General features: G+C 37.8%; 15 protein-coding genes and 2 pseudogenes. 1 reads left to right on the top strand and 16 read right to left on the bottom strand.

Annotated features, from left to right (window positions below):
• Positions 1-174: 174 nt before the first annotated feature.
• The 8 genes and pseudogenes from LC033_RS12145 to LC033_RS12110 all read right to left on the bottom strand — a co-directional run bounded on the left by LC033_RS12145 (position 175) and on the right by LC033_RS12110 (position 13,870).
• Positions 175-591: a WapI family immunity protein gene (locus tag LC033_RS12145; protein WP_226568769.1), complete on the bottom strand. Its 417-nt coding sequence runs from the start codon at positions 589-591 to the stop codon at positions 175-177.
• 48 nt (positions 592-639) lie between these two features.
• The gene (gene wapA / locus LC033_RS12140; RefSeq protein WP_226568767.1) at positions 640-7,638 is read right to left on the bottom strand and encodes a tRNA nuclease WapA; all 6,999 of its coding nucleotides are present in this window, start codon (positions 7,636-7,638) and stop codon (positions 640-642) included.
• A 435-nt stretch (positions 7,639-8,073) separates the two neighbouring features.
• Positions 8,074-9,125 (bottom strand): annotated as a pseudogene (locus tag LC033_RS12135) (2,3-butanediol dehydrogenase).
• Between the two features lie 275 nt (positions 9,126-9,400).
• A complete protein-coding gene (locus LC033_RS12130; protein ID WP_226568765.1) occupies positions 9,401-10,519 on the bottom strand; it encodes an ABC transporter permease in 1,119 nt (372 codons plus the stop codon).
• On the bottom strand, positions 10,512-11,603 hold the full coding sequence (locus LC033_RS12125; protein ID WP_226568763.1) for an ABC transporter permease: 1,092 nt from the start codon (positions 11,601-11,603) through the stop codon (positions 10,512-10,514). The genes LC033_RS12130 and LC033_RS12125 overlap by 8 nt, the downstream gene beginning before the upstream one ends.
• A gap of 93 nt (positions 11,604-11,696) precedes the next feature.
• Entirely contained in the window at positions 11,697-12,635 is a 939-nt protein-coding gene (locus LC033_RS12120; protein ID WP_226568761.1) for an ABC transporter ATP-binding protein, read from the bottom strand.
• 201 nt (positions 12,636-12,836) lie between these two features.
• A pseudogene (locus LC033_RS12115) lies at positions 12,837-12,977 on the bottom strand (formaldehyde dehydrogenase, glutathione-independent); the annotation flags it as partial.
• Between the two features lie 281 nt (positions 12,978-13,258).
• Positions 13,259-13,870, bottom strand: coding sequence for a class I SAM-dependent methyltransferase (locus LC033_RS12110; protein ID WP_226568759.1), 612 nt, complete (start codon positions 13,868-13,870; stop codon positions 13,259-13,261).
• A 258-nt stretch (positions 13,871-14,128) separates the two neighbouring features.
• Between LC033_RS12110 and LC033_RS17315 the strand changes: the two genes are divergently transcribed.
• Complete coding sequence (locus LC033_RS17315; protein ID WP_376776448.1) at positions 14,129-14,254, top strand: YjcZ family sporulation protein; 126 nt, start codon at positions 14,129-14,131, stop codon at positions 14,252-14,254.
• A 43-nt stretch (positions 14,255-14,297) separates the two neighbouring features.
• On the opposite strand, the gene LC033_RS12100 is transcribed toward LC033_RS17315, so the two are convergent.
• The 8 genes from LC033_RS12100 to LC033_RS12065 form a co-directional block, all read right to left on the bottom strand.
• Entirely contained in the window at positions 14,298-14,465 is a 168-nt protein-coding gene (locus LC033_RS12100; protein ID WP_376776447.1) for a hypothetical protein, read from the bottom strand.
• Positions 14,466-14,624: 159 nt separating this feature from the next.
• Positions 14,625-14,759: a YrzI family small protein gene (locus tag LC033_RS12095; RefSeq protein ID WP_078061696.1), complete on the bottom strand. Its 135-nt coding sequence runs from the start codon at positions 14,757-14,759 to the stop codon at positions 14,625-14,627.
• Positions 14,760-15,213: 454 nt separating this feature from the next.
• The gene (locus LC033_RS12090) at positions 15,214-15,444 is read right to left on the bottom strand and encodes a YrhC family protein (protein ID WP_226568757.1); all 231 of its coding nucleotides are present in this window, start codon (positions 15,442-15,444) and stop codon (positions 15,214-15,216) included.
• A gap of 72 nt (positions 15,445-15,516) precedes the next feature.
• Positions 15,517-16,665, bottom strand: a complete 1,149-nt coding sequence (locus LC033_RS12085) for a bifunctional cystathionine gamma-lyase/homocysteine desulfhydrase (protein ID WP_226568755.1) — start codon at positions 16,663-16,665, stop codon at positions 15,517-15,519.
• A gap of 1 nt (position 16,666) precedes the next feature.
• Positions 16,667-17,590 carry a PLP-dependent cysteine synthase family protein gene (locus LC033_RS12080; RefSeq protein WP_226568753.1) on the bottom strand — a complete coding sequence of 308 codons (924 nt, stop codon included), beginning with the start codon at positions 17,588-17,590 and terminating at the stop codon, positions 16,667-16,669.
• A gap of 46 nt (positions 17,591-17,636) precedes the next feature.
• Complete coding sequence (gene mtnN, locus LC033_RS12075) at positions 17,637-18,332, bottom strand: 5'-methylthioadenosine/S-adenosylhomocysteine nucleosidase (RefSeq protein ID WP_226568751.1); 696 nt, start codon at positions 18,330-18,332, stop codon at positions 17,637-17,639.
• 15 nt (positions 18,333-18,347) lie between these two features.
• Positions 18,348-18,989, bottom strand: a complete 642-nt coding sequence (locus tag LC033_RS12070) for a class I SAM-dependent DNA methyltransferase (protein ID WP_226568749.1) — start codon at positions 18,987-18,989, stop codon at positions 18,348-18,350.
• A gap of 300 nt (positions 18,990-19,289) precedes the next feature.
• Positions 19,290-19,955 (bottom strand): YrrS family protein, encoded by a 666-nt coding sequence (locus LC033_RS12065; RefSeq protein ID WP_226568747.1) that lies wholly within the window; start codon positions 19,953-19,955, stop codon positions 19,290-19,292.
• Positions 19,956-19,977: the final 22 nt, after the last annotated feature.

Below are 19,977 nucleotides of genomic sequence, written 5' to 3'. Positions count from 1 at the left end.
TTGTTTCCTCAAAATGAAGTTCATTATATACAAGTTTAATTAAAGTTCGTTTAAAACTTTTTTCAATACTAATTTTAAATGTCCCGTCTAATGAACTTAACTCATTTTTCTTTTTAACCTTAAAATTTAAAATTGAGTTAGTATGACCTTTAAAGTATTGTAATCTAACGATAATTAAGGAAGTTTCGGAGGATCTTTTACATCTTCAATATCATATTTCAAATCTTTTAAAAAGCATTTTACATTTTCCTCATCAAGATTAATCTCATATTGTTCTGACTGCTTTTCATCGGTAATAAATACTTCAATTTTTATTACATATTTTTCGATTTCTTTATCTATTCTTAAAATAAACAGTGGCTCAATAGTTTCTACATAAAGATTTTTTAACTTATTATTAATTAAACCTTCAATTTCTGAGACTAACTTTTCATACTCACTTTTTAATAACACTGCAGAAAAATCACGAACTATCACCTTGTTTCCTTCAGACAACTCAAATATAGATAAAATAAATGGATCTTCGCAATCTTCTTGATATGTCCTAGGTTTTAACTCAACTTCAATAAAGTCATCCTTAATTACGGCCATCTAATCTCCCCTTAAAACATATTATATGGAAATAAATTTAATTAGTTTTTACCTTCTTCTCTTTTTGGATTTGTTCCCTTTTCCATGCGAGTGAAATCTATTCTTATCTCCTTTTGCTCGTGAACTACCAAAAGAAGTAACAACTTTCCCCTTTTTATTTAAAACTACTGTAGCTTTTTTGCCAACATACCTTATAGTTCCATTTCCTTGATTGATTTTTTTCTTAGGGTTACAAACAGCATCTAGTTTTGCCTTAGCACTAACTCCACGCCCTCCATTTCGACCTATAGATTGATTAAGACCATGTTTTGTGTGTCCTTTAATTTTAATCGTTTTAGCTGCAAACCCGTAAACCCTCTTCGCACCCTTAAATATCTTCCCAGGTCCAAAATTTGATGCGGCTGCAACTGCTGCACCTTTCCAGCCCTTGCCTGATTTATAAGCTTTGTATCCATCATATACCGCAAATCCTGCATTGACAACTAACCATACCCAATGGCCATCCGGGTCTACATTCATGACTGGATTGTTGTTTCCATAAGAGTATCCATTCTGATCTAGTGAATCTCCATCGCTTCCTGGGTCTGGGTCAAGTGATAGGAATACGCCATTTTTTGGTTCATAGTAGCGGGCGATTAAATAGTAAAGTCCTGTTTCTTCGTCGAAGCGGTAGCCAGCATAGCGATATGGGTTTCCTTTTACTTCTTCATCTTCTTTTACTTTTGTTGGAACGCCCCATGTATCATATTCGTACTCGGCGACGCTTTTCCCTGCACTATTTGTAATGGCCATGACATCACCGTGTGCATTGTAGTGATAGAAATATTTCTTTCCATTTTGCGTGAATGCAAGCAGTTGTCCACTGTCACCGTATGTGTATGCTTTTGTGACTACGTTGTCTTTATCTGTTTCGTATAAAACATTCAGGCTGTCACCGTCATAAAAATAATTGGTGACTTTTCCATTCACTGTTTTTTGAATTCTGTATCCACGCTCATCATATTTGTAAGTGACAAAGGGCTTGTCTTCCCCTTTTTTCGTGATGGCCGTTATGTTATCTTCTGCATCCCATTCATAAAGGAATTGGCCGTCAGACGTTCGATTGCCATTTTTGTCATAAGTCAAAATCTCCCCATTTGCCTTTGTCAGTTGGTTCATGATGTTAAATGATGCGTTGACTGTTTTCTTGACACCATTTTTTTTAGTCGTGACTGTTTTTCTGTTCCCAAACCCATCATATGTGTACTCAATGACCGTTCCATCTGGATGAGTTTCTTTGATCAATTGATCTAATTTTCCATACTCATAACGAATCTTCCCGTTAGTGCCTTGATCAACCGTTATTCTGTTTCCATTTTGATCATATTCGTAGGCTTCGTTTAAGATCGTCGTACCTTGGCTTGTCCCAATATGCAATTCGTTGATTAAATTGCGCTCATCATAAGCAAAGCTAGCACCACTGCCGTTCCCTGTAATAAAGGACTGGACATTTCCATTTTCATCATAATCAAACGAATACGTAGAACTAGAATCCTTCATCTGCGTCATTTGATCCAGTTTATTGTAACTGAATTGGTTTGTTCCTTTTTGATTACCATGTGTCCATTCAAAGGATTTCAGTTTATCTGAATCGGTTGGATACGTCCAAGTTTGGCTGCTACCACGCTCAGTTAACTTTATAATGCGGTTTTGTTGGTCAAACGTTCGATTTTTGGTTGTGTTTTGTTCTTTGTTGACAACCGTCGTTTCGTTCCCATTTTTATCGTAACTGAAGTTATATTTTTCTTTTCCATTGTAAGACTTCGACTTCACTCTGTCTGTTCCATCATATGAGAGAGAGACTTCATGTCCATTTGCAGAAATGGTTTTGATTAAGTTGCTATTCGCATCATATTCACTTTTCAACACATTCCCTAATGGATCAATGGTTTTTGTCAATTTGCCTATGAGGTCGTATTCAAATTGATACGTCTGATCTGAATCTGCACGTATCGTTTTCGTCCGTTCATTGCCCTCTTTATCATACGTTCTCATAATGGATGTCCCGTTTGATAAAGTCATTTTCTTGAGCTGATCTGCCTGGTCATATTCGTATGTTGTTTTCTCGCCTTTCGCATCGGTTTCAGACAGCTTTTTGCCTGTTTCATCGAAAGCAGATTGAGACGAGTAGCCTAGCTCATCCTCTTCTTTAACGGCATAGTTCCCTTTCTCGTCGTAAGTGGTTTTCGTTAAAAGACTACCTTCTACTAGTCGGATGTCATCAAACCAAGCGGTTCCAATCGCACTTTTTTGAAAAATGATATTGACATCGATTTTTTTCAACAGTTTGGTTTTTGGTATGACGACCGCCGCTCGGTTCCACTCCTGTGTGCCGGTAGGGAATTTCGCATAAAACGTCCCTGTTGTGCCATCTGTATAAGTAACAATCGCTTGAAGTGAGTAATCATTTTTACTTGATCCTTTGACATTTTCAGCCTTTGACATCCCTGTCAGTGTGACATACACAGATTGATCTTTTGTATTTTGTTCAATCGGCACAGATTGTTTATAGATGACATTCGCTTGTGATGAAGATGTTCTCGTCACTTTTAACGAAATGTCATCGTTAAAGCCTTCTTCATGATCTAATGAACCACCTGTTCCACTCCAGCTTGTTGTTTTATCCGTAAAGGAATTATTTTTGACTGGATTATAGCTTGATGAGACATCGCCTTTTTCTAGCTGGATCTCATCGAACCAGGCTTTTCCTTTTCCAGCTTTGTCTCGATGATCCACTTCCATATAGATCACAGCTTTACCTGCATGAGATGGCGTCGTAAAAGTGACTTGGCGTTTTGTCCAATCATTTTTGCCTGATAATGTGCTGTAGCCGTTGCTGATCCATTGAATTCGTTTGTTGTTTGTATCTCTTAAATCGATGTTAAAAAATGCTCTCGCTTTCGTTAGCTCTGTCTTTATTTTCCCACTAAGTGTATACGTCGTATTTGGCTCTAGTGTCACTTCTTGAGTAGCTGATGAATAGCCAAGTTCTGTTCCTTCAGTTGTCGATTGTGAACTGACCTCTAACACTCGACTGCCAGACAACGCACCACTTTTTCCAGCTGTTTGCGCTAATTTCCCGGCATCCTTAGATGCTGTTAGCTTCCATCCTGTTAGCGTATCTTCAAAACTTCCATTTTTTAAAATGTTCGCACCTGCAGCAAGTTCTTTACTCGTTTGTACCAAATTCCCGTAAGAATCATAAATACTTGCTGAAGACATATTTCCACTTTGATCTGTTTCAGATACAGCATCTAATCCATCATAGGCGATGTCTGTGATATCTCCTTCTGTATCTTTCACTTTTGTGACGTCATTGTTTTTGTTATATTCGTAGGTTTCCGTGCCATAAGCATCTTTTGCCTGAATGACATTGCCGTTTTTATCGTACGAATAGCTTTCTGTAGCCTTTCCTTTTTCTACATCATTTGGGTCAGTTTCTTCTACGATTTGGTTGCCTTCATATTTAGTTTTAGTGGTAATCTTAAGCCCTTCTGCATCATCTATAACTTGAATTGGATTGGCTGCTTCGTTGTACGTATATTGTATTTTTCGACCGTTTGGCTGCGTCAGCATGAGTGTCTTTTTAGACATATCATACGCATACTCAAAGGTTTCTTTTTTGGCATTGATTGCTTTGACTAAACGGTGATCCTGATATTGATATTCTGTAAAAACAGGCTGACCTTCTGTGCTATTTTGAGAGAATTGTTTGATCAATCTGCCTTCTTTGTCGTATTCATACGAGATGCTCGTTCCATCTGAATCAATGACTTTCACTAATAAATCTGCATCATACTCATATGAAAGCTTTTTCCCTTTTGGTCCTTGAACCGAGACGATATGACCATCTTTATCATATTCAATTGTTATTTTTCGGCCAGATGCATCTTCCATTGATGTGAGCTGATTGTTTTCGTTATATTTGTATGTCGTTGTATTTTTATGCCCATCTACAACCTTTGTGATCTTCCCACCATTTTTACTAAAGTGTGCAAAGGTTTGATCCTTCGTTTTTAACATGTATTCATCCTTTGATTCCGTTAATTCAAGGAAAATACCTGTTGGTGGTTGATACGTACCATCTGCTTTTTTTGTAAAAACGTGAGTTGTGGCATCCTCATCAATATAGATCGCACCATCTTCTGTTGGAGTGATACTTGTTTCTACATCTGCGTACCAGCCTTGGCCAAACAGATGATCAGCTGCACCTAAACTGTTGTAAGTTCTACCAATTCCGAGACCTGGTCCTCTTCCATCGATCGACATTTCCTCTTCACTAACTATCACATTACCAGTTGCACCATTGAGCTGACCATCTGGTATATCGATGATTGACCAGTAATCCTCTGTTCCAAGAAATTCAGCACCTGCATGAAATGTCGGGTTGAAGGCTGGTGTTGGAATGGTTTCTCCATTTGCATCATAGGCGGCAAGGGTAAAGGAATAGTTCTTGCGTCCTTTATAATTTCCATTTGCATTTTCATACACTGGAGATGGGTCGAGCGCTAATTCCCCGCCTTTACCATCTGTATGGAGCACATATTTTCCATTTTTAATTTCAGCAGGAGTTGGCCAAATGTTCTTGTTTTGTGTCGTCCAATGATCCACATCACCTACATCAAACGTTTGATATGCCTTGCCATTATAGATGTTGATTTTATACCCTTTTGCATTTTTTACCTTATCCCAATGTAAGTTGATATAACCCGTTTGGCTCTCTTTTGTATTGGTATAAGCATATCCAGATAAAGCTTTCGGTCTTGATAAATCAGGTAAGGTTGGTCCAGCTGGCGGTGAAGCAATGGCTTCTCCATCTTTATTGTATGCAATCACTCTGAAGGAATAATGTTTTTGAGCTGCATCTCCCCCAGCATTTTTGTAAGTCGCACCTGGATGAATAGGAAGTTCCGCACCTTTTCCATCTTTCAAGTGCAATGCATATTTACCTGCTTTAATCTCTGTAGCTGTCGGCCACACTTTTTTCCCTTTTGTTGACCATGATGTTTGATTCCCGAGATCCAATGTCTCATAGCTTTTTCCATTAAACATTTGTATTTTATAACCGGTCGCACCGGAAACTGAATTCCAAGAAAGATCAAAGTAACCTGTTGCGTTATTATTATTGAATCCTTTTGTACTAGGTGCTTTCGCTCTAGCCACATTAGGCACGACAGGTTTTACTTTTGCCGACATTACGCCTTCACCTTGGTCAAAAATAGCACTTACAGCTACCCAATAATTTTTACTCGTCGCATAATTGCCGCCTGAGTTTTTATAAACTGGAGAAGGGTCAACAGCTAATTCAGTTCCACCTTTTCCATCTAAATGGAGTTTATATTTTTTTGCTGCAATCTCGCTCGCTGTCGGCCATATATTCTTTCCTTTTGTACTCCATGACGCCACATTTCCAACTGAAATGGCTTCATACTCTTTTCCGTTGTATAGCCACACTTTGTAGCCTTTTGCCCCAGACACCTTGGTCCAACTTAAATTTAAGTAACCTGTACCATTTCCATTACTAAAACCTTTTACAGTTGGTGCATTTGCCTGAGGAATTGTATACGTTACTTCAATGACTGGTTTTTTGGTTGAGTTTGTTGATGAGATTATTTTTTTCCAATGATCTTGCCCATTTCCATTTGCATGTAATTTAAATCCATAGTTTGCTGTTCCGCTATTCCAAGCTTTGATGGTCGATGTCACATCATAGCTCGCCCATTGTCCTTTATACACATTGGCTTTGCCGATGTTTTTTGAGCTTGGTTTATTGTTCCATGTTAGTTTTGTATGATCATAGTTTGCATTGACTGTGTCCAGCCATAGACCAGTTGCCTTCGTTCCATAATATGAATGAGCGATATACGTTTTGAGAGTCGCTTTTGTTACATTCATATTTTGAATCGGCTTGAATGAATTAAACTTCATGAACGCATAGTTTGTACCAGTTGTTTTATCATAATAACCTGTTTTCAGTACATAACTTTTCAGATTAGCATCCCATTTTTGCGTAGAAGATGAATAGTTTGTTGTTGGGTATGCACTCATAATGAATGTGTCTGATGAAACAGATAAAGAAGTCGAAGGATCGATAGACACAGGATAAACTCGTTCAGGATCTTTCAGCCATTTATCATCAGCTGTTACATGAAGTAAATAGCCATCATTTACTTTTTGCAATTCAAAGCTCACATCTTCTGATCGAGCAACTTCACCTGACTTTTCATCTAAATTTGAATCGGTCATAAACGGTTTTGGAACTTGAAAAATGGTCCGTTTTTTTTGATCATAAAATGTAACAGAACCATCTTCATCAATTTTTCCAGTTAGATCTGTCTTTATTTTAAATGTAAAAGAATTGTAGCCATCATATCGATTGAGTACAATATCTTCTTTGATGTTTTCATTAAAAGTAAATGATCGTAAATCAATGTTTGGAAATACCTCTTCATATGTAAGCTCGTTGGTGTTCTCTTTAAATTGTGCAGAGGTATCTTTGGAATGTATTTCTGGTTTGTTTGTCCCTGAAGCTTTTAAAATTGAAAATTCAATTTGATGTTTTTTATGTTCGAATGTGGCATAGAGCCCTTGTTTCATTTGTTTTTGAAAGGTTGAATCTAATCTTGCATTTTCTGTTTCTATTTCTTTTTTCGAGGTTGTCTTTAATTCTGGAGAGATGTCCTCCCACTCAGCATCTGGTGACTCTTTTATATGAATTGGGTTAGGATATACCTCTTGGGTAAATACACCATCTCCTTCATAGAAAAGCTTGCTGCTTTCTGTTCTTTCTGATAGAACTTCTCCGTCTTTTCCAATTTCATCTTCATCAATTCCTGCCATTTCCAAGGTTTTTGAATCGTCTGTTTTTTGAATGCTGTTATGACTTGATTTTGTATTTTCTTCAGGTTCTTCTGCAAAAATGTCAGAAGGAAACATTGTTATAAGCATCACAAAGGCTAGTAGCGCTGCAATGTTCCTTTTCCAATTTACCTTTCTTTTTAGAATCATAATGGTCTCCTTGTCATATATTTGTATATTTTGTAACATTACGTCATATATCATAATATATTCGAAATAACACTTCAATATTTTTCTAAAAATATATCGATCTTTCAAACTAACCCATATTTCATCATTTTATCAATACATCCCCTTTTTTACTCATAAAAAAGCACCCTAAACGGATGCTTCAATCAAGAGATATTTTTTGAATATATGATAGGTCATTTCTTTCGCTTCTGTCCTAGTGGCGACAAGATCGCATTCTCGTTCTTCCTGTTCTTGAGGGCTTCGCTTATTATTGCAGTTCTTTGATGTGATAAAACATGATGTCATCTCCCATTGATAAACAGCTTTTCAATTATCACTATTCAAATGTAACCCTCTCTATGAAAACGGACAGGTCATATAAAAAGAGAATAGCTGATGCCATTCCCTTTGGTCTTACGATTCAGCACTGACTAAAATTTTCACTTGATCTTTTTCATTGATTAATGCATGGAAGCCATTCTCGATCACATCGTCCAGCTTGATTTTTTTCGTAACGAGTGTATCTGCGGAGAAATAGCCTTTTCTCATTAAGTTTAAAACAGATGGGAATACGTCTCTGTAGTCGATAATTCCTTTGACTGTACGTTCTTTAATCACAATGTCATTCGGCAAAATTTCTGCGCCTTTTTCCCAAATGCTTACAATGACTGTTTCACCTGAAATTCTAGTTGATTGGATTGCTTGCTTTAATACAACAGGTACACCTGTCACTTCAAAAGAAACATCGACTCCACCGTTTGTAAGGCGTGCGATTTCTTGAACAACATCATCATACTGAGAAGGATCCACAATAATAGATCCAAGCTCTTTTGCTTTTTCTTGGCGTTCTTTTGATAATTCAACTGCATAAATATCAGTAGCACCAGCTGCTTTTAACGCTTCAATGACAAGTAAGCCAATTGGTCCGCAGCCAAACACTGCCACTGTATCCCCAGCTTGTACTTTACTAGAACGAACAGCATATAAAGCAACTGCAGAAGGCTCTACAAGCGCGCCTTGCTCATATGACAATTCGTCTGGTAACAAATGAAGTAATTCTTCATTGACTGATACATATTCAGAGAATCCACCGCCGCCTCCTGCAAGTCCTAAAAAGCCCATGTTTTCATCTAAGTTATAAGCACCTTGGTGCCCGTGAGTGGAAAAAATAGGTTCTACGGTTCTACCACCACTCGATCACCTACGTTGTAATCGCTCACGCCTTCACCTACCTCAACAACCTCACCAGAAAATTCATGTCCTAATGTTACTGGTGCTTTTTCTTTTGTCAGTGGATGAGGCTCGTTCACTGGAATGAAGATAGGCCCTCCTAGATATTCATGTAAATCACTTCCACAAATGCCGCACCATTTGACTTTTAGTTTCACTTTTCCTGGGGCAACTGTTGGTTCGTCAATTTCTTCTAGTCGAATGTCCTTTTGATCGTGCCAGCGTAGTGCTTTCATTTGTAAGACTCCTTTTTTCATCAATTTAATTAACTTACTTAAATAATGGTAACATCATTTTTTAATCTTCTAAGTACGATGCACTATTTTGTTGACAGTCAATGGACGAAAAATGACAAAACATAGAAATAGACAAACTAGAAGCATACACACTCCCTAAAATGACGGAGATTCGTATAGATAGAACATGTGCTAACCCGCCTAAGATGCCTGTCATGCCAATCGTCAGAACGGCTTCGCACAATGCATAAAAGCAATGTAACGAAGAAACGTGATCAATATGACTTGATACTTTTCAAACCAATCACCATAAAAACAATCGTAAAAGCAGCTAAAACTGTTATGTCTAATAATAAGATTGAGTGATTGACAGTACCGCTCATAATCTCACCAAAACCAGACATCATCCAAGTTTGCGGTATAGCCAAAGAGATCTTCTTCATAATGTCTGGAACGATATCTAATGGCCAATAAATACCGCCTAGCATGCAAGTTCCTACAATGATAATTGCACTAAATACTTCAGCTTGCTTTTTTGTATGAGATAAGGTTGCAATCATAAAACCTAAACTCACAACAAGACCAATAACGAATGATCCAAACACTAAAATAAGCATAAGGTTGCCTAAGTACACATTGAAGAATATAGATAATACGGTCAGAAGAACACCCAGTTGGATCCATCCAAGAAGAAAATAAGCTATGAAATAGCCCAATAATACAGATATTTTATGGATGGGACTTGAGAGCAATCTTTGCCATGTGTAATCTCTATACTCTAAATGAATGGATGACACAGAGCTTGAAATCGCAAACATCATAAATATAATAGTAAAGCCAAGGGGTATTAAATTTGGTTGCTGGCTTGCTTGACCATCTTGATTTTTTTCAACCAATGAAATAGTGCCAGATTCATTTAACTTGTTCAAAGCATTGGTGAGAGAAACACTTTTCTGCTCTTTCACACCCTGATTGATTTGATAAATGATGGCCGCTGTCTCTTTTAAATAGGGAGATAAGACTGCATATTCCTCAGTTTTCTTAAAAACTGTCACATCAAAAATCTCTTTAACTTTTATATGGGACTTTAACGGGTTTGCAACTTTCACAGATGCAATGACCTTTTCTTCAGATACTAAATCTTTTGCATCGCTTTCAGTCGCCTTTATCCAGAGAAATTTGGTGTTTTTTTTAAGAATTTGAAAAATTTCTTGATCGAGTTCATCTTGATTGGGCTCTAGAATAAAAGCAACTGTAGGTTTCTTTGTATCAGATGCCGTACTTCCAAAGATAATACTAAATACGATAGGCATAACAAATAGAAAAATGAGGGTCAATGGGGACTTTAATGTTTCTTTTAACTTTAACGTTATAATGGCTAATATTTTATGCATAACGATGCTTCCTTTCAAAAGACATTCTTAATAAAGCAATGATGAAGAAAGCTAGTCCCATACCGCAGCTAAGCAAAAACCCATTTTGAATGTCACTAAAATCAGCACCTGCCATACTTTTCAAAAACATTTGAAGTGCAAGAGAATTAGGTAAAAAATAGCTGATATCAATCACCCATTGTGGGAATAAGTATAAGGGCACCATACTCCCACCTAAAGCAGCTAACACTTGAGTTCCTAAAATCCCCACACTGTTAAACGTTTTTTCTCTATTGATAAAAGAACCAATCAGTACTCCGAAACCCGCAGCATTTAATATAAAACTACATCCGATCATAACAACTGTAAAAGGCTCTCCCCAGTTCACCTTAAAGACAAAGCTAGTAAATAAAATAATGACCGCAAGTTGAATCATACTCATCAAAACAATACCCAATAACTTCCCAACGATGTAACTAGTATTGCTTAATTTTGATACAATCAGCCTTTTGTAAACATCTTCCTCTTTTTCCTCTATCATACTTCCAACTAGAAAAACAACAGTCATTAATAAAAAAAGCACACCCATCCCGCCTGCATAGTATTGGAAGGATGTAATCGGCTGGCTGTTGATCCGAATATTCCTCTCGTTCACCAGTTCTTTTTTCAGTTGATCAGACACGATCTCCACTTCTTTACCTTGATTCAACGGCACCAGAATACGATTCATATGATAATTTTGAAAGAATTGCAAAACCACATTTTCTAGAACTATTTCCTGTAAGTTTGAATTAGGTCCTTTCAAAATATTCAATTGCACATGATCGTGATTTAATAGGCTTTTTTCAAAATTCGGCTTGATGATTATGCCCATTGTAATGTCTCTACTATTTAAATCTTTCTCTAATTGATTTTTCGAGGTAACCTTCACCTCAAATATGTCACTGAGTTCACTCTTAGACAATGTTGAAAGAAACATTTTACTTGTAGCTGACTTATCTTGATCTGTTATTCCTACTCGAAATGAATCCATCCTGACTTCACTATCTTTCTTCATGTTATCTCCAAATGCTGCACCTAAAATAGCAATTAATATGATAGGCATAAAAAAAGTGTAAAAAAGCTTTTCTTATCCCTAAAAAACAATAATAGATCTTTCAGTACAACCCAAATACTCATATGCTCACCTCTATTCGGTCTAGTCTCGTAATTTCTTACCTGTTAAATACAAGAATACATTTTCTAAATTTGGTTCTACAACTTCTGCTGAAATAATTTCCACTTTCATATCTGTTAATACTTGAATTAACTTACTAATAAATTCTTGAGGTTTTTGATCTGATATTTTAAATTTTTGACCTTCGACATTAAAATCTTTTGTAGGGTAGCTTTCTCGAATATACTTACACACTTTTTCAATATCTGCTTTATTATTTTTAATCGTTAAAATTACTTCTCTTTGTTCTTCAACAAGCTTACTTAGTTCAGCAATTGTCCCTAGTGCAACAAGTGATCCTTGATCAATGATTCCAATTTTGTCACATAAGTATTCAACCTCTTCCATATAGTGACTCGTATAAACAATAGTCATTCCATCTTGATTTAACCTTTGGACAGTTTCTAAAATATGATTTCTCGATTGAGGATCTATTCCAACTGTTGGTTCATCCATAATTAAAATTTTTGGCTTATGTAAAATAGCACAACCGATATTGACCCTTCTTTTCATCCCTCCTGAAAATACTTTCACTTTATCCTTTCCTCTATCCTCAAGACCGATTAACTCAAGCGTTTCTTGTACTCTACTTTTTAACTTCTTCCCTTTAAGACCGTACATTTTCCCCCAAAACATTAAATTTTCCTTTGCTGTCAAATCTAAATATAAAGCGATCTCTTGCGGGACAATACCAATCAATTGCTGAGCATGCTTTGTTTCTCTGTTTAGATCGATACCTCCGATTGTAACAGTACCACTTGTTGAACGGATAAGTCCTGTCATGATGCCGATTAGTGTTGATTTCCCTGCACCATTAGGTCCTAATAACCCAAATGCTTCCCCTTTTTTCAAGTGAAAGCTTATCCCCTTTAATATCTGTTTATCCTCATAATTTTTCTTGATGTCATGTACTTTTATCAATCGATATCTCTCCCCTATTCTTCCTATTGAAGCCTTTATGCCGCTCTCTCAAATCAAGATCTATATGATAAATTTATATCATAGTTAAGTGAAATGTATGGTATAATCTTCAACTAAAGATCAATATTTCCAATTCATTCATTATAACATGTTACAAAATTGAGGAAAATAGTATAGGCCAAAGCTTCTCGCTTATTGATGCCGTTTCTCATTAAGATCACCGACGATCACAGCAGAATCGCCGTGAAACCCTGTCGGGAAAATATCAGAAAGCATCGTCAAATCAAGTATTTTTTCCATCGCCTGATCTTTGTCTGGAAATTTGAACAGCTGGAAAACTGCATTTGAAAAAAAGCTAAACATTTGCAGAACGGTGCCGATATAACGAATAAGCCAGACAGGTATCCTTAATCGACAAACAAATTCCTTATATATACTATCATTCCTTACACACCTGGCTGGCCCCTACATATGAAATGAATGCAAACGGCTCTTTCAAGAAGAACCTTTTCTTTGTTGACATCATGGCGCTTGGATGTCATGAATGCATCGCACGTTAAGAGGCCCTTCTGACGAAGAGCCTCTTTTTTTGACGCTTGTTCATTACCTGGGAAATATTTTCATCATTTTAAGGCTTTGACACAGATGTATGTATCATAGTAATAAACCGAAACTTCTCTAAAGTGATATGCTGAAAATAGACCGCAAATCTCTTGTTCACTGTAAGTTGAAAAAGATTGTGAACATTTTTGTTTCTTCAGCGGCTCCTGATTTTGAAAAGATAAGAATACTTCTCCATCCACTTGAAGAACGCGGTATACTTCTTTCATCACTTGCTCTATATCCGCCAAGTAATAGATGGTTTGCACTGTATACAATTTATTGAATGATCTATCTTCAAAAGGCAAATGTTCAGCCTTTCCAAGAGTGATCACAGCTTTATCCTGCTCTACAAGCTTCTTATTTTTTCTTTTTGCATATTTGATCATATGACGAGAGGCATCCACTCCATATACTTTTCCTCGATCAAGTTTTTCTGCTACTTTTGATAAAGTCATACCTCTTCCAGTGCCAATTTCTAAAATTCGGTCATTTTCTTGTATATTTAAGAGTTGAATCGTCCATTGATTGATATGATGATGATTTTTTTCCATATAGCAGGAAACCCATTTTGAGAACAAGCCTTTTGGTTCCCTCATTTGTTTTCCAATCCAGCTTTGAATCAATGTTAACACCTGCTTTACACCAGTAAATAAAATTATTTACCAATTTTCTTACTTTTTATATCGGCTTTCGCCTAAACAAAAGTTAAGACCTAGTCCTAATTTATTTGTCCTTTATTTAGACGGTACCTTTTTAGAAAATGTTTCGCATGACGCGAAAAAATATTTTAACGAATAGGCATTTTCCTTAATTGTGCTCAGATTGATTTCGTTTTCTGCATGAGCTGCATATTTTATAAATGTATCTTTAGATAAAGGTGGTGCTAGATTATGGGCTTTGGCGGTTATTCTGGAGGATGCTGCGGTGGCTACGGTGGCGGTTTTGCAGGCGGATTCGCGTTGCTTGTTGTACTGTTCATTTTGTTGATCATCATTGGTGCAAGCTGGATTTGCTAATGTAAAAGGAGCAGGAAACGATGACGTTTTCTGCTCCTTTTCTTTAATACCAATAGGTTGGATAATTGTAATTGTACATATAGCGTCTGAACATTTCTTCTTGCTCTCTTTGCATTCGGTATGGATTGCCGTATCCGTGCTTTAAGGAGTGCGGAATGGACGCATACCCGTGTCCCACTGACGGAAACCTCATATATGGTGACATAGACATTCATTGATCACCTCACATTCTCCTTTTACGGTTATCATATGTGCACGTGATCAATGTGGAGCGTGTCTAAACCTGGTCCTTCTCCCTTGTGTAACAATCAAGCATTGCAAGCATCATAAACATGTCAATCTCCTCCTTTTCATCTTTTTCTTTTTCTTCTTAGTTCATATACTTTAGTTGTTTCTGCTTCATTTCTTCATAAAAGGTTTCGACTTGTTGTTCATAAAGAACGGTTTCCATGTCTTTATATTTACGCTGGATCGTCAAAGTAATAAAAAATAAATGGATTGTCATATACGCTCACCTCCCTTCAAGTTAACAGCATACGAAATAGCCCGCAGATCTTCTATATCAGTTGAACTGCAGGTACACAAAAATGCAGCTCGAAAGACAGTGTCTTTCAACCTGCGATGGATGAAGCGTGAAATCCTCGTTTACTTAAACAGTTTTACAGTTTTCAAGCGTGCACCGTAATAGGTAAAGGAAGGACACGAGCTCTTCCACAGGCTGATGACATGGGAAAATTGTAGATTGAATTGATCACAAGTAGATACGAATAACATATCCTTCAGCCTCCTTTACATTTTTAATTACTTTGTAAGTATATCCAGCAAGCACCATTTTGTATACCTGTTTTTAGAAATTTGGATGTTTTTTGTGTTTTTGACTAAATTTATACAGACTTTCTTGTCCGAATTGACCAATACAATGAAAAAAGCCCCCTCATCACATGAGGAGACTTTTCGGATTAATCTTCATCTAGTTCTTGTAGTTTTCTTTGAAAAAAGATCGCACGTTTTACACAAAGAAAAGCTGCTAATAAGAAAACACAATCTACTCCCATCATCAGCATTTTTGGAGATGCTTCAAGGTGCTGATTAGGTAAGATCGTCCCAATATATAAAAAGGTGCTGACAGCAAGCAAAATAAAAGCGTATTGCTTGTAATCTGTCACTAAACCACTCCACTTTTTCTTCACTTGTTTCACCTTCCCGTAGTCAATGTCTATTCATAGCTTAACATAGTGAGAGAAAGCGAGGAGCATGTAAATCTATCCATTCGCTAGCGCGTCCAGCCCTTGTTCGATATCAACTAATAAGTCATCAATATCTTCAAGACCTACAGAAATTCGAATTAAACCATCTGTGATGCCAAGCTCTTCCCTGCGCTCTTTTGGAATGGATGCATGAGTCATTCGAGCAGGAACAGAAATTAAGCTTTCAACTGCTCCAAGGCTTTCTGCTATTGTAAACAGCTTAAGCTGACTTAAAAACACATCGACATTTTCTTCTTTTCCAATATCAAAAGAGATCATACCACCGAAGCCTGTTGCTTGTGTTTTCGCTATGTCGTGGCCCCGGTGAGCGCTTAGACCTGGATAATAGACACGTGTGATTGCTGGATGTTGTTCTAGAAACTCAGCAATATTCTGCGCATTTTGTTGATGAGCTTCCATTCTTAGTCCAAGTGTTTTCATTCCTCTCATGAGAAGCCATGAATCCTGTGGTCCAAGAATCCCACCTGTAGAATTTTGAACAAAGTGCAGTTCTTCACCGAGCTCTTTCGTTGCTGTTACGACAAGTCCGCCCACGACATCACTATGGCCCCCTAAATATTTTGTGGCACTGTGCAGGACAATGTCAGCCCCATATTCAATCGGCTTTTGGAAATACGGTGTGAAAAACGTGTTATCTACAATCATTAAGGTGTTGGCTTCTTTTGTGATGTGGCTGATGGCTTTTAGGTCGGTCATTTTGAGTAAAGGATTGGTCGGTGATTCAATGTAAACGGCTTTTGTTTCTGGTAAAATCGCTTTTTTCACCGCTTCAGGATCACTTGTATCAACAAATGTGGCCCCAATTCCAATACGATTTAGCACCTTCGTAATAACGCGGTAGGTCCCGCCGTAAACATCGTCTGTCAGTACGATATGATCCCCGCTGTTAAATAGCATTATCACTGCTGTAATAGCAGCCATACCTGAACTGAAAGCATAGCCGTTTGCTCCTCCTTCAAGATCACGAATGATCGTTTCCAGTGCGGTTCTTGTTGGGTTCGCTGTTCTAGAATATTCATACCCTGTATGTTCACCTGCTTTTGGTTGCTTATAGGTGCTCACTTGGTAAATCGGTACAGACACGGCTCCTGTTTTTTCATCACCAGTTGTTCCACTATGAATCATCATTGTTTTTGGTTTCATTCTATTTTCCTCCCTCATAAATTCCTTTACTTAAATACCGCTCACTGCTATCAGGAAAAATGGTGACAATGACTGTCCCAGGTGCTGCCTTTTTGGCTTCCTCTAAAGCGGCAAATAATGCGGCTCCAGAGGAGCTTCCAAGCAGAACGCCTTCTTTTTTAGCTGCTTCTTTCACCATTCGGAAAGCATCATCGTCACAGACGGTATAAATCTCATCAAATAAAGACGATTCCATGTAATCTGGAATAAATTCAAGACCAATTCCTTCCGTTCTATGAGGTCCCGGTTCCTCGCCGTTTAAAATCGATCCTTCTGGTTCCACAACAACCGTTTTTAACGCCTCATTTTGCTCCTTTAAATATGCGGCACATCCTTGAAAAGTCCCGCCAGAGCCCGCTCCTGCCACGAAAACATCTATGTTCCCTTGTAAGTCAGACCATATTTCTGGTCCTAGCGTTTTATAGTAAGTCAATGGATTTACTTGGTTTTTAAATTGTAAAACACAATACGCATTTTCAAGGCTTGCCTCTAGTTTAAGTGCTCGATCGATCGCACCCTTCATCCCTTCTTTTCTTGGTGTATGAATAATCTCTGCACCAAGTGCCTTCATGAGTTGTTGCTTCTCTTGACTAAAGTGTTCTGGAACACAGAAAATGGTACGCAATTGATGTTTCCTTGCACTTAACGCAAGCCCGATTCCAGTGTTTCCTGCAGTTGCTTCAATCATGGTTCCGCCTGATCGCAGTTTGCCAGATACCAACGCTTCTTTGATCAGCATGTCACCTAAACGATCCTTAATACTTCCACCTGGATTCATCATTTCAAGCTTTGCATAGACATCAACACCTGCCGGAACGCCAATCCCTGACAGCTTTAAAAGTGGTGTGTGACCAATTAATTCCGTTATATCCTTTATGACAGCCATATTATATCCCTTCCTTTGCATGGAAAAGAAGGGGGGAACCCTTCTTTTATTGTGTTTGCTTTATCATACGCAGGACAAGATCTGTTGAGTGAATCGCTGCTTGCTCAAGAAATTGATCAAAGGAGATATTGGATTCTTTCCCCGCAATATCTGATAGCGCTCGAACAACGACAAATGGCGTTCCAAACAGCTGACAAACTTGCGCGACGGCTGCTGCCTCCATTTCCACCGCATATAGCTCTGGAAACTTCTCTCTTACAAACGCTACACGATCTGGATCATTCATAAACGAATCTCCTGTTGCAATCGTTCCTTTTGACACTTGAATATGATCGATCTCTAAAGCAGATTCCTCTGCTATCTTCACAAGCTTTTCATCTGCCATAAAAGCAGCTGGCAATCCTGGCACTTGTCCATATTCGTAATCAAAGGTCGTCACATCTACATCATGATGTCTGACATCTGTCGATATGACAATATCGCCCACATTTAATGAGTGATGGAAACCGCCAGCAGATCCTGTATTGATCACATAATCTGGCTGAAAGCGGTCAAGCAGAAGTGTTGTGCTGACCGCCGCATTCACTTTTCCAATCCCTGATTTTAATAAAATGACTTCTTTATTTTCATAAACACCTGTTGTAAATTCACACCCAGCGATGTTTTCTTGTGTAGCATTCTTTAGTTGATCTCTTAAAATCGTGACTTCTTCTTCCATTGCACCTATTACTGCGATTTTCAAATCAAAAACATCCTTTCATTCCCTTTTCTTCGCTTCTACGATCCAAACAAAATCATTCATTTGATGAAAGGACGTGCTAAAACCTTCTTCTTCTAAGATTTGCTTTAACACATCAATGGATGGATAGTATTCCGTTTCTAAATCCTCTGCAAGCTGATCGAATCCAGCAGCTTTCGCTTTGTCGATTTCAGCTTGGTGTGCTGCTTGATTTTGAAACATTGTATCAGCAAAGACTATTTTACCACCTGAGTGAAAGATGTTGCTATAGATGTGAATGGCTTGTTTTTTTTCTTCGTCCGTTAAATGGTGGAATGCATATGAGCTGACGATCGTATCCGGCTCAAAAGGTGGCTCTGGAAATGATAAAAAGTCACCATCATAAAACACATTTGGTATTCCCTTTTGAAGAGCCGCTTTCTTCATGGCGTTTGATGGTTCAACGCCAAACACTTTCTTATCTTCTCTAAGCAATGCCGCCGTTAGGTTGCCCGTGCCGCTTCCAAACTCAAGAACATATTGACCTGAACGTTCCACAATCTCTTTTAGAATGGCCGGATACCGGCGAAACACTTCTTTATACTGCTCGTCATGACCACTTACGGTGTCATCATAAGACTTAGCCCAATGATCAAATAAAGAAAGAAACTCACGTCCCATTTTCTTCCCCTCCACTTTATCTATTTATTCATATATGTATAGTATGTTTTATTCCGTCCTAAAGTTCCCATTCTACCATATCTTCTGTTTCTTTCCTACTAAAAAATACTGGGAGGAACAAAAGATCGAAAAACATATTAAACATAATCAGGCGAACCTGTTGACCGTTCATCAGTGGGCCTTCAGACGACTGTTATGGATGACCTGATTCTGTACATAGCAGTTGTTCATTTTAAAGCGAATGTCTAAATAAAAAAGATAGCATGTACTAAGAGCATGTACGCTATCTTTTTTTCATGTTTATTTTAATTTTTCAACCTTCACTGGTTTCCAGCCTTTTTCATCCACCCACGTAATTTCCACGCGGTAGCGTTGACCTGTCGATTTATCACGGATGGTTCCTTTTGCATCTTGAGGTCCTCCGTTATTTCCTAACCAAATAACAGTCATTTGATCTTCTGATATCCCTGTCGCATAGGACATGGCTTTGATCATTTCTTTCCAGTCTGTTGAGTTAGAATCATAGGTTGCTGTATGTGAACCGGATTGCTCTGTTCCGACAGGATCCCAGTCATCGTTTTCGTATGTTTTGTCTACGTCACTCGTTTTGCCACCATCTGTTTCTTTGGCGTCTTTTAACGCATCTTTGTTTGGCTGATCTTCATCATCCGTTTTCTTTATATCGTCGTCTTGATCAGATGCATCATCTTTTTTTTCGTCTGATTCATCTGAAGTATCTTTATTTTGATCTTTCACATCTTCTTCTGAGTTTTGTTTATTTTCACTCGATGCAGGTGCCGTTTTTGATGGTTCATTCGCTACATCTGTATCTATCGGTTTATTAAAAATTAACAAACTCGAAGCGACAACCAAAATAAGCACCACAACAATACCAATTAATATGTTAAGCACCATATTAGCCTTTCTGCGCTTATCACGATGTTCAAATCGAGAATTTCTACTCAAAATCTCTGCACTCCTTTGCCTC

Source organism: Bacillus stratosphericus, from assembly GCF_020524495.1.
Lineage (GTDB): Bacteria > Bacillota > Bacilli > Bacillales > Bacillaceae > Bacillus > Bacillus stratosphericus_B.
The sequence above is the reverse complement of the archived record's forward strand: the minus strand, read 5'-3'. Positions and strand labels throughout refer to the sequence as shown.

Coding starts and splice junctions, on each gene's coding strand:
- LC033_RS12070 (WP_226568749.1), bottom strand. CDS start 18,989: ATGGGACGTGAGTTTCTTTCTTTATTTGATCATTGGGCTAAGTCTTAT.
- LC033_RS17315 (WP_376776448.1), top strand. CDS start 14,129: ATGGGCTTTGGCGGTTATTCTGGAGGATGCTGCGGTGGCTACGGTGGC.
- LC033_RS12100 (WP_376776447.1), bottom strand. CDS start 14,465: ATGTCTATGTCACCATATATGAGGTTTCCGTCAGTGGGACACGGGTAT.
- LC033_RS12125 (WP_226568763.1), bottom strand. CDS start 11,603: ATGCCTATCATATTAATTGCTATTTTAGGTGCAGCATTTGGAGATAAC.
- LC033_RS12145 (WP_226568769.1), bottom strand. CDS start 591: ATGGCCGTAATTAAGGATGACTTTATTGAAGTTGAGTTAAAACCTAGG.
- LC033_RS12085 (WP_226568755.1), bottom strand. CDS start 16,665: ATGAAACCAAAAACAATGATGATTCATAGTGGAACAACTGGTGATGAA.
- LC033_RS12095 (WP_078061696.1), bottom strand. CDS start 14,759: ATGACAATCCATTTATTTTTTATTACTTTGACGATCCAGCGTAAATAT.
- LC033_RS12080 (WP_226568753.1), bottom strand. CDS start 17,590: ATGGCTGTCATAAAGGATATAACGGAATTAATTGGTCACACACCACTT.
- wapA (WP_226568767.1), bottom strand. CDS start 7,638: ATGATTCTAAAAAGAAAGGTAAATTGGAAAAGGAACATTGCAGCGCTA.
- LC033_RS12130 (WP_226568765.1), bottom strand. CDS start 10,519: ATGCATAAAATATTAGCCATTATAACGTTAAAGTTAAAAGAAACATTA.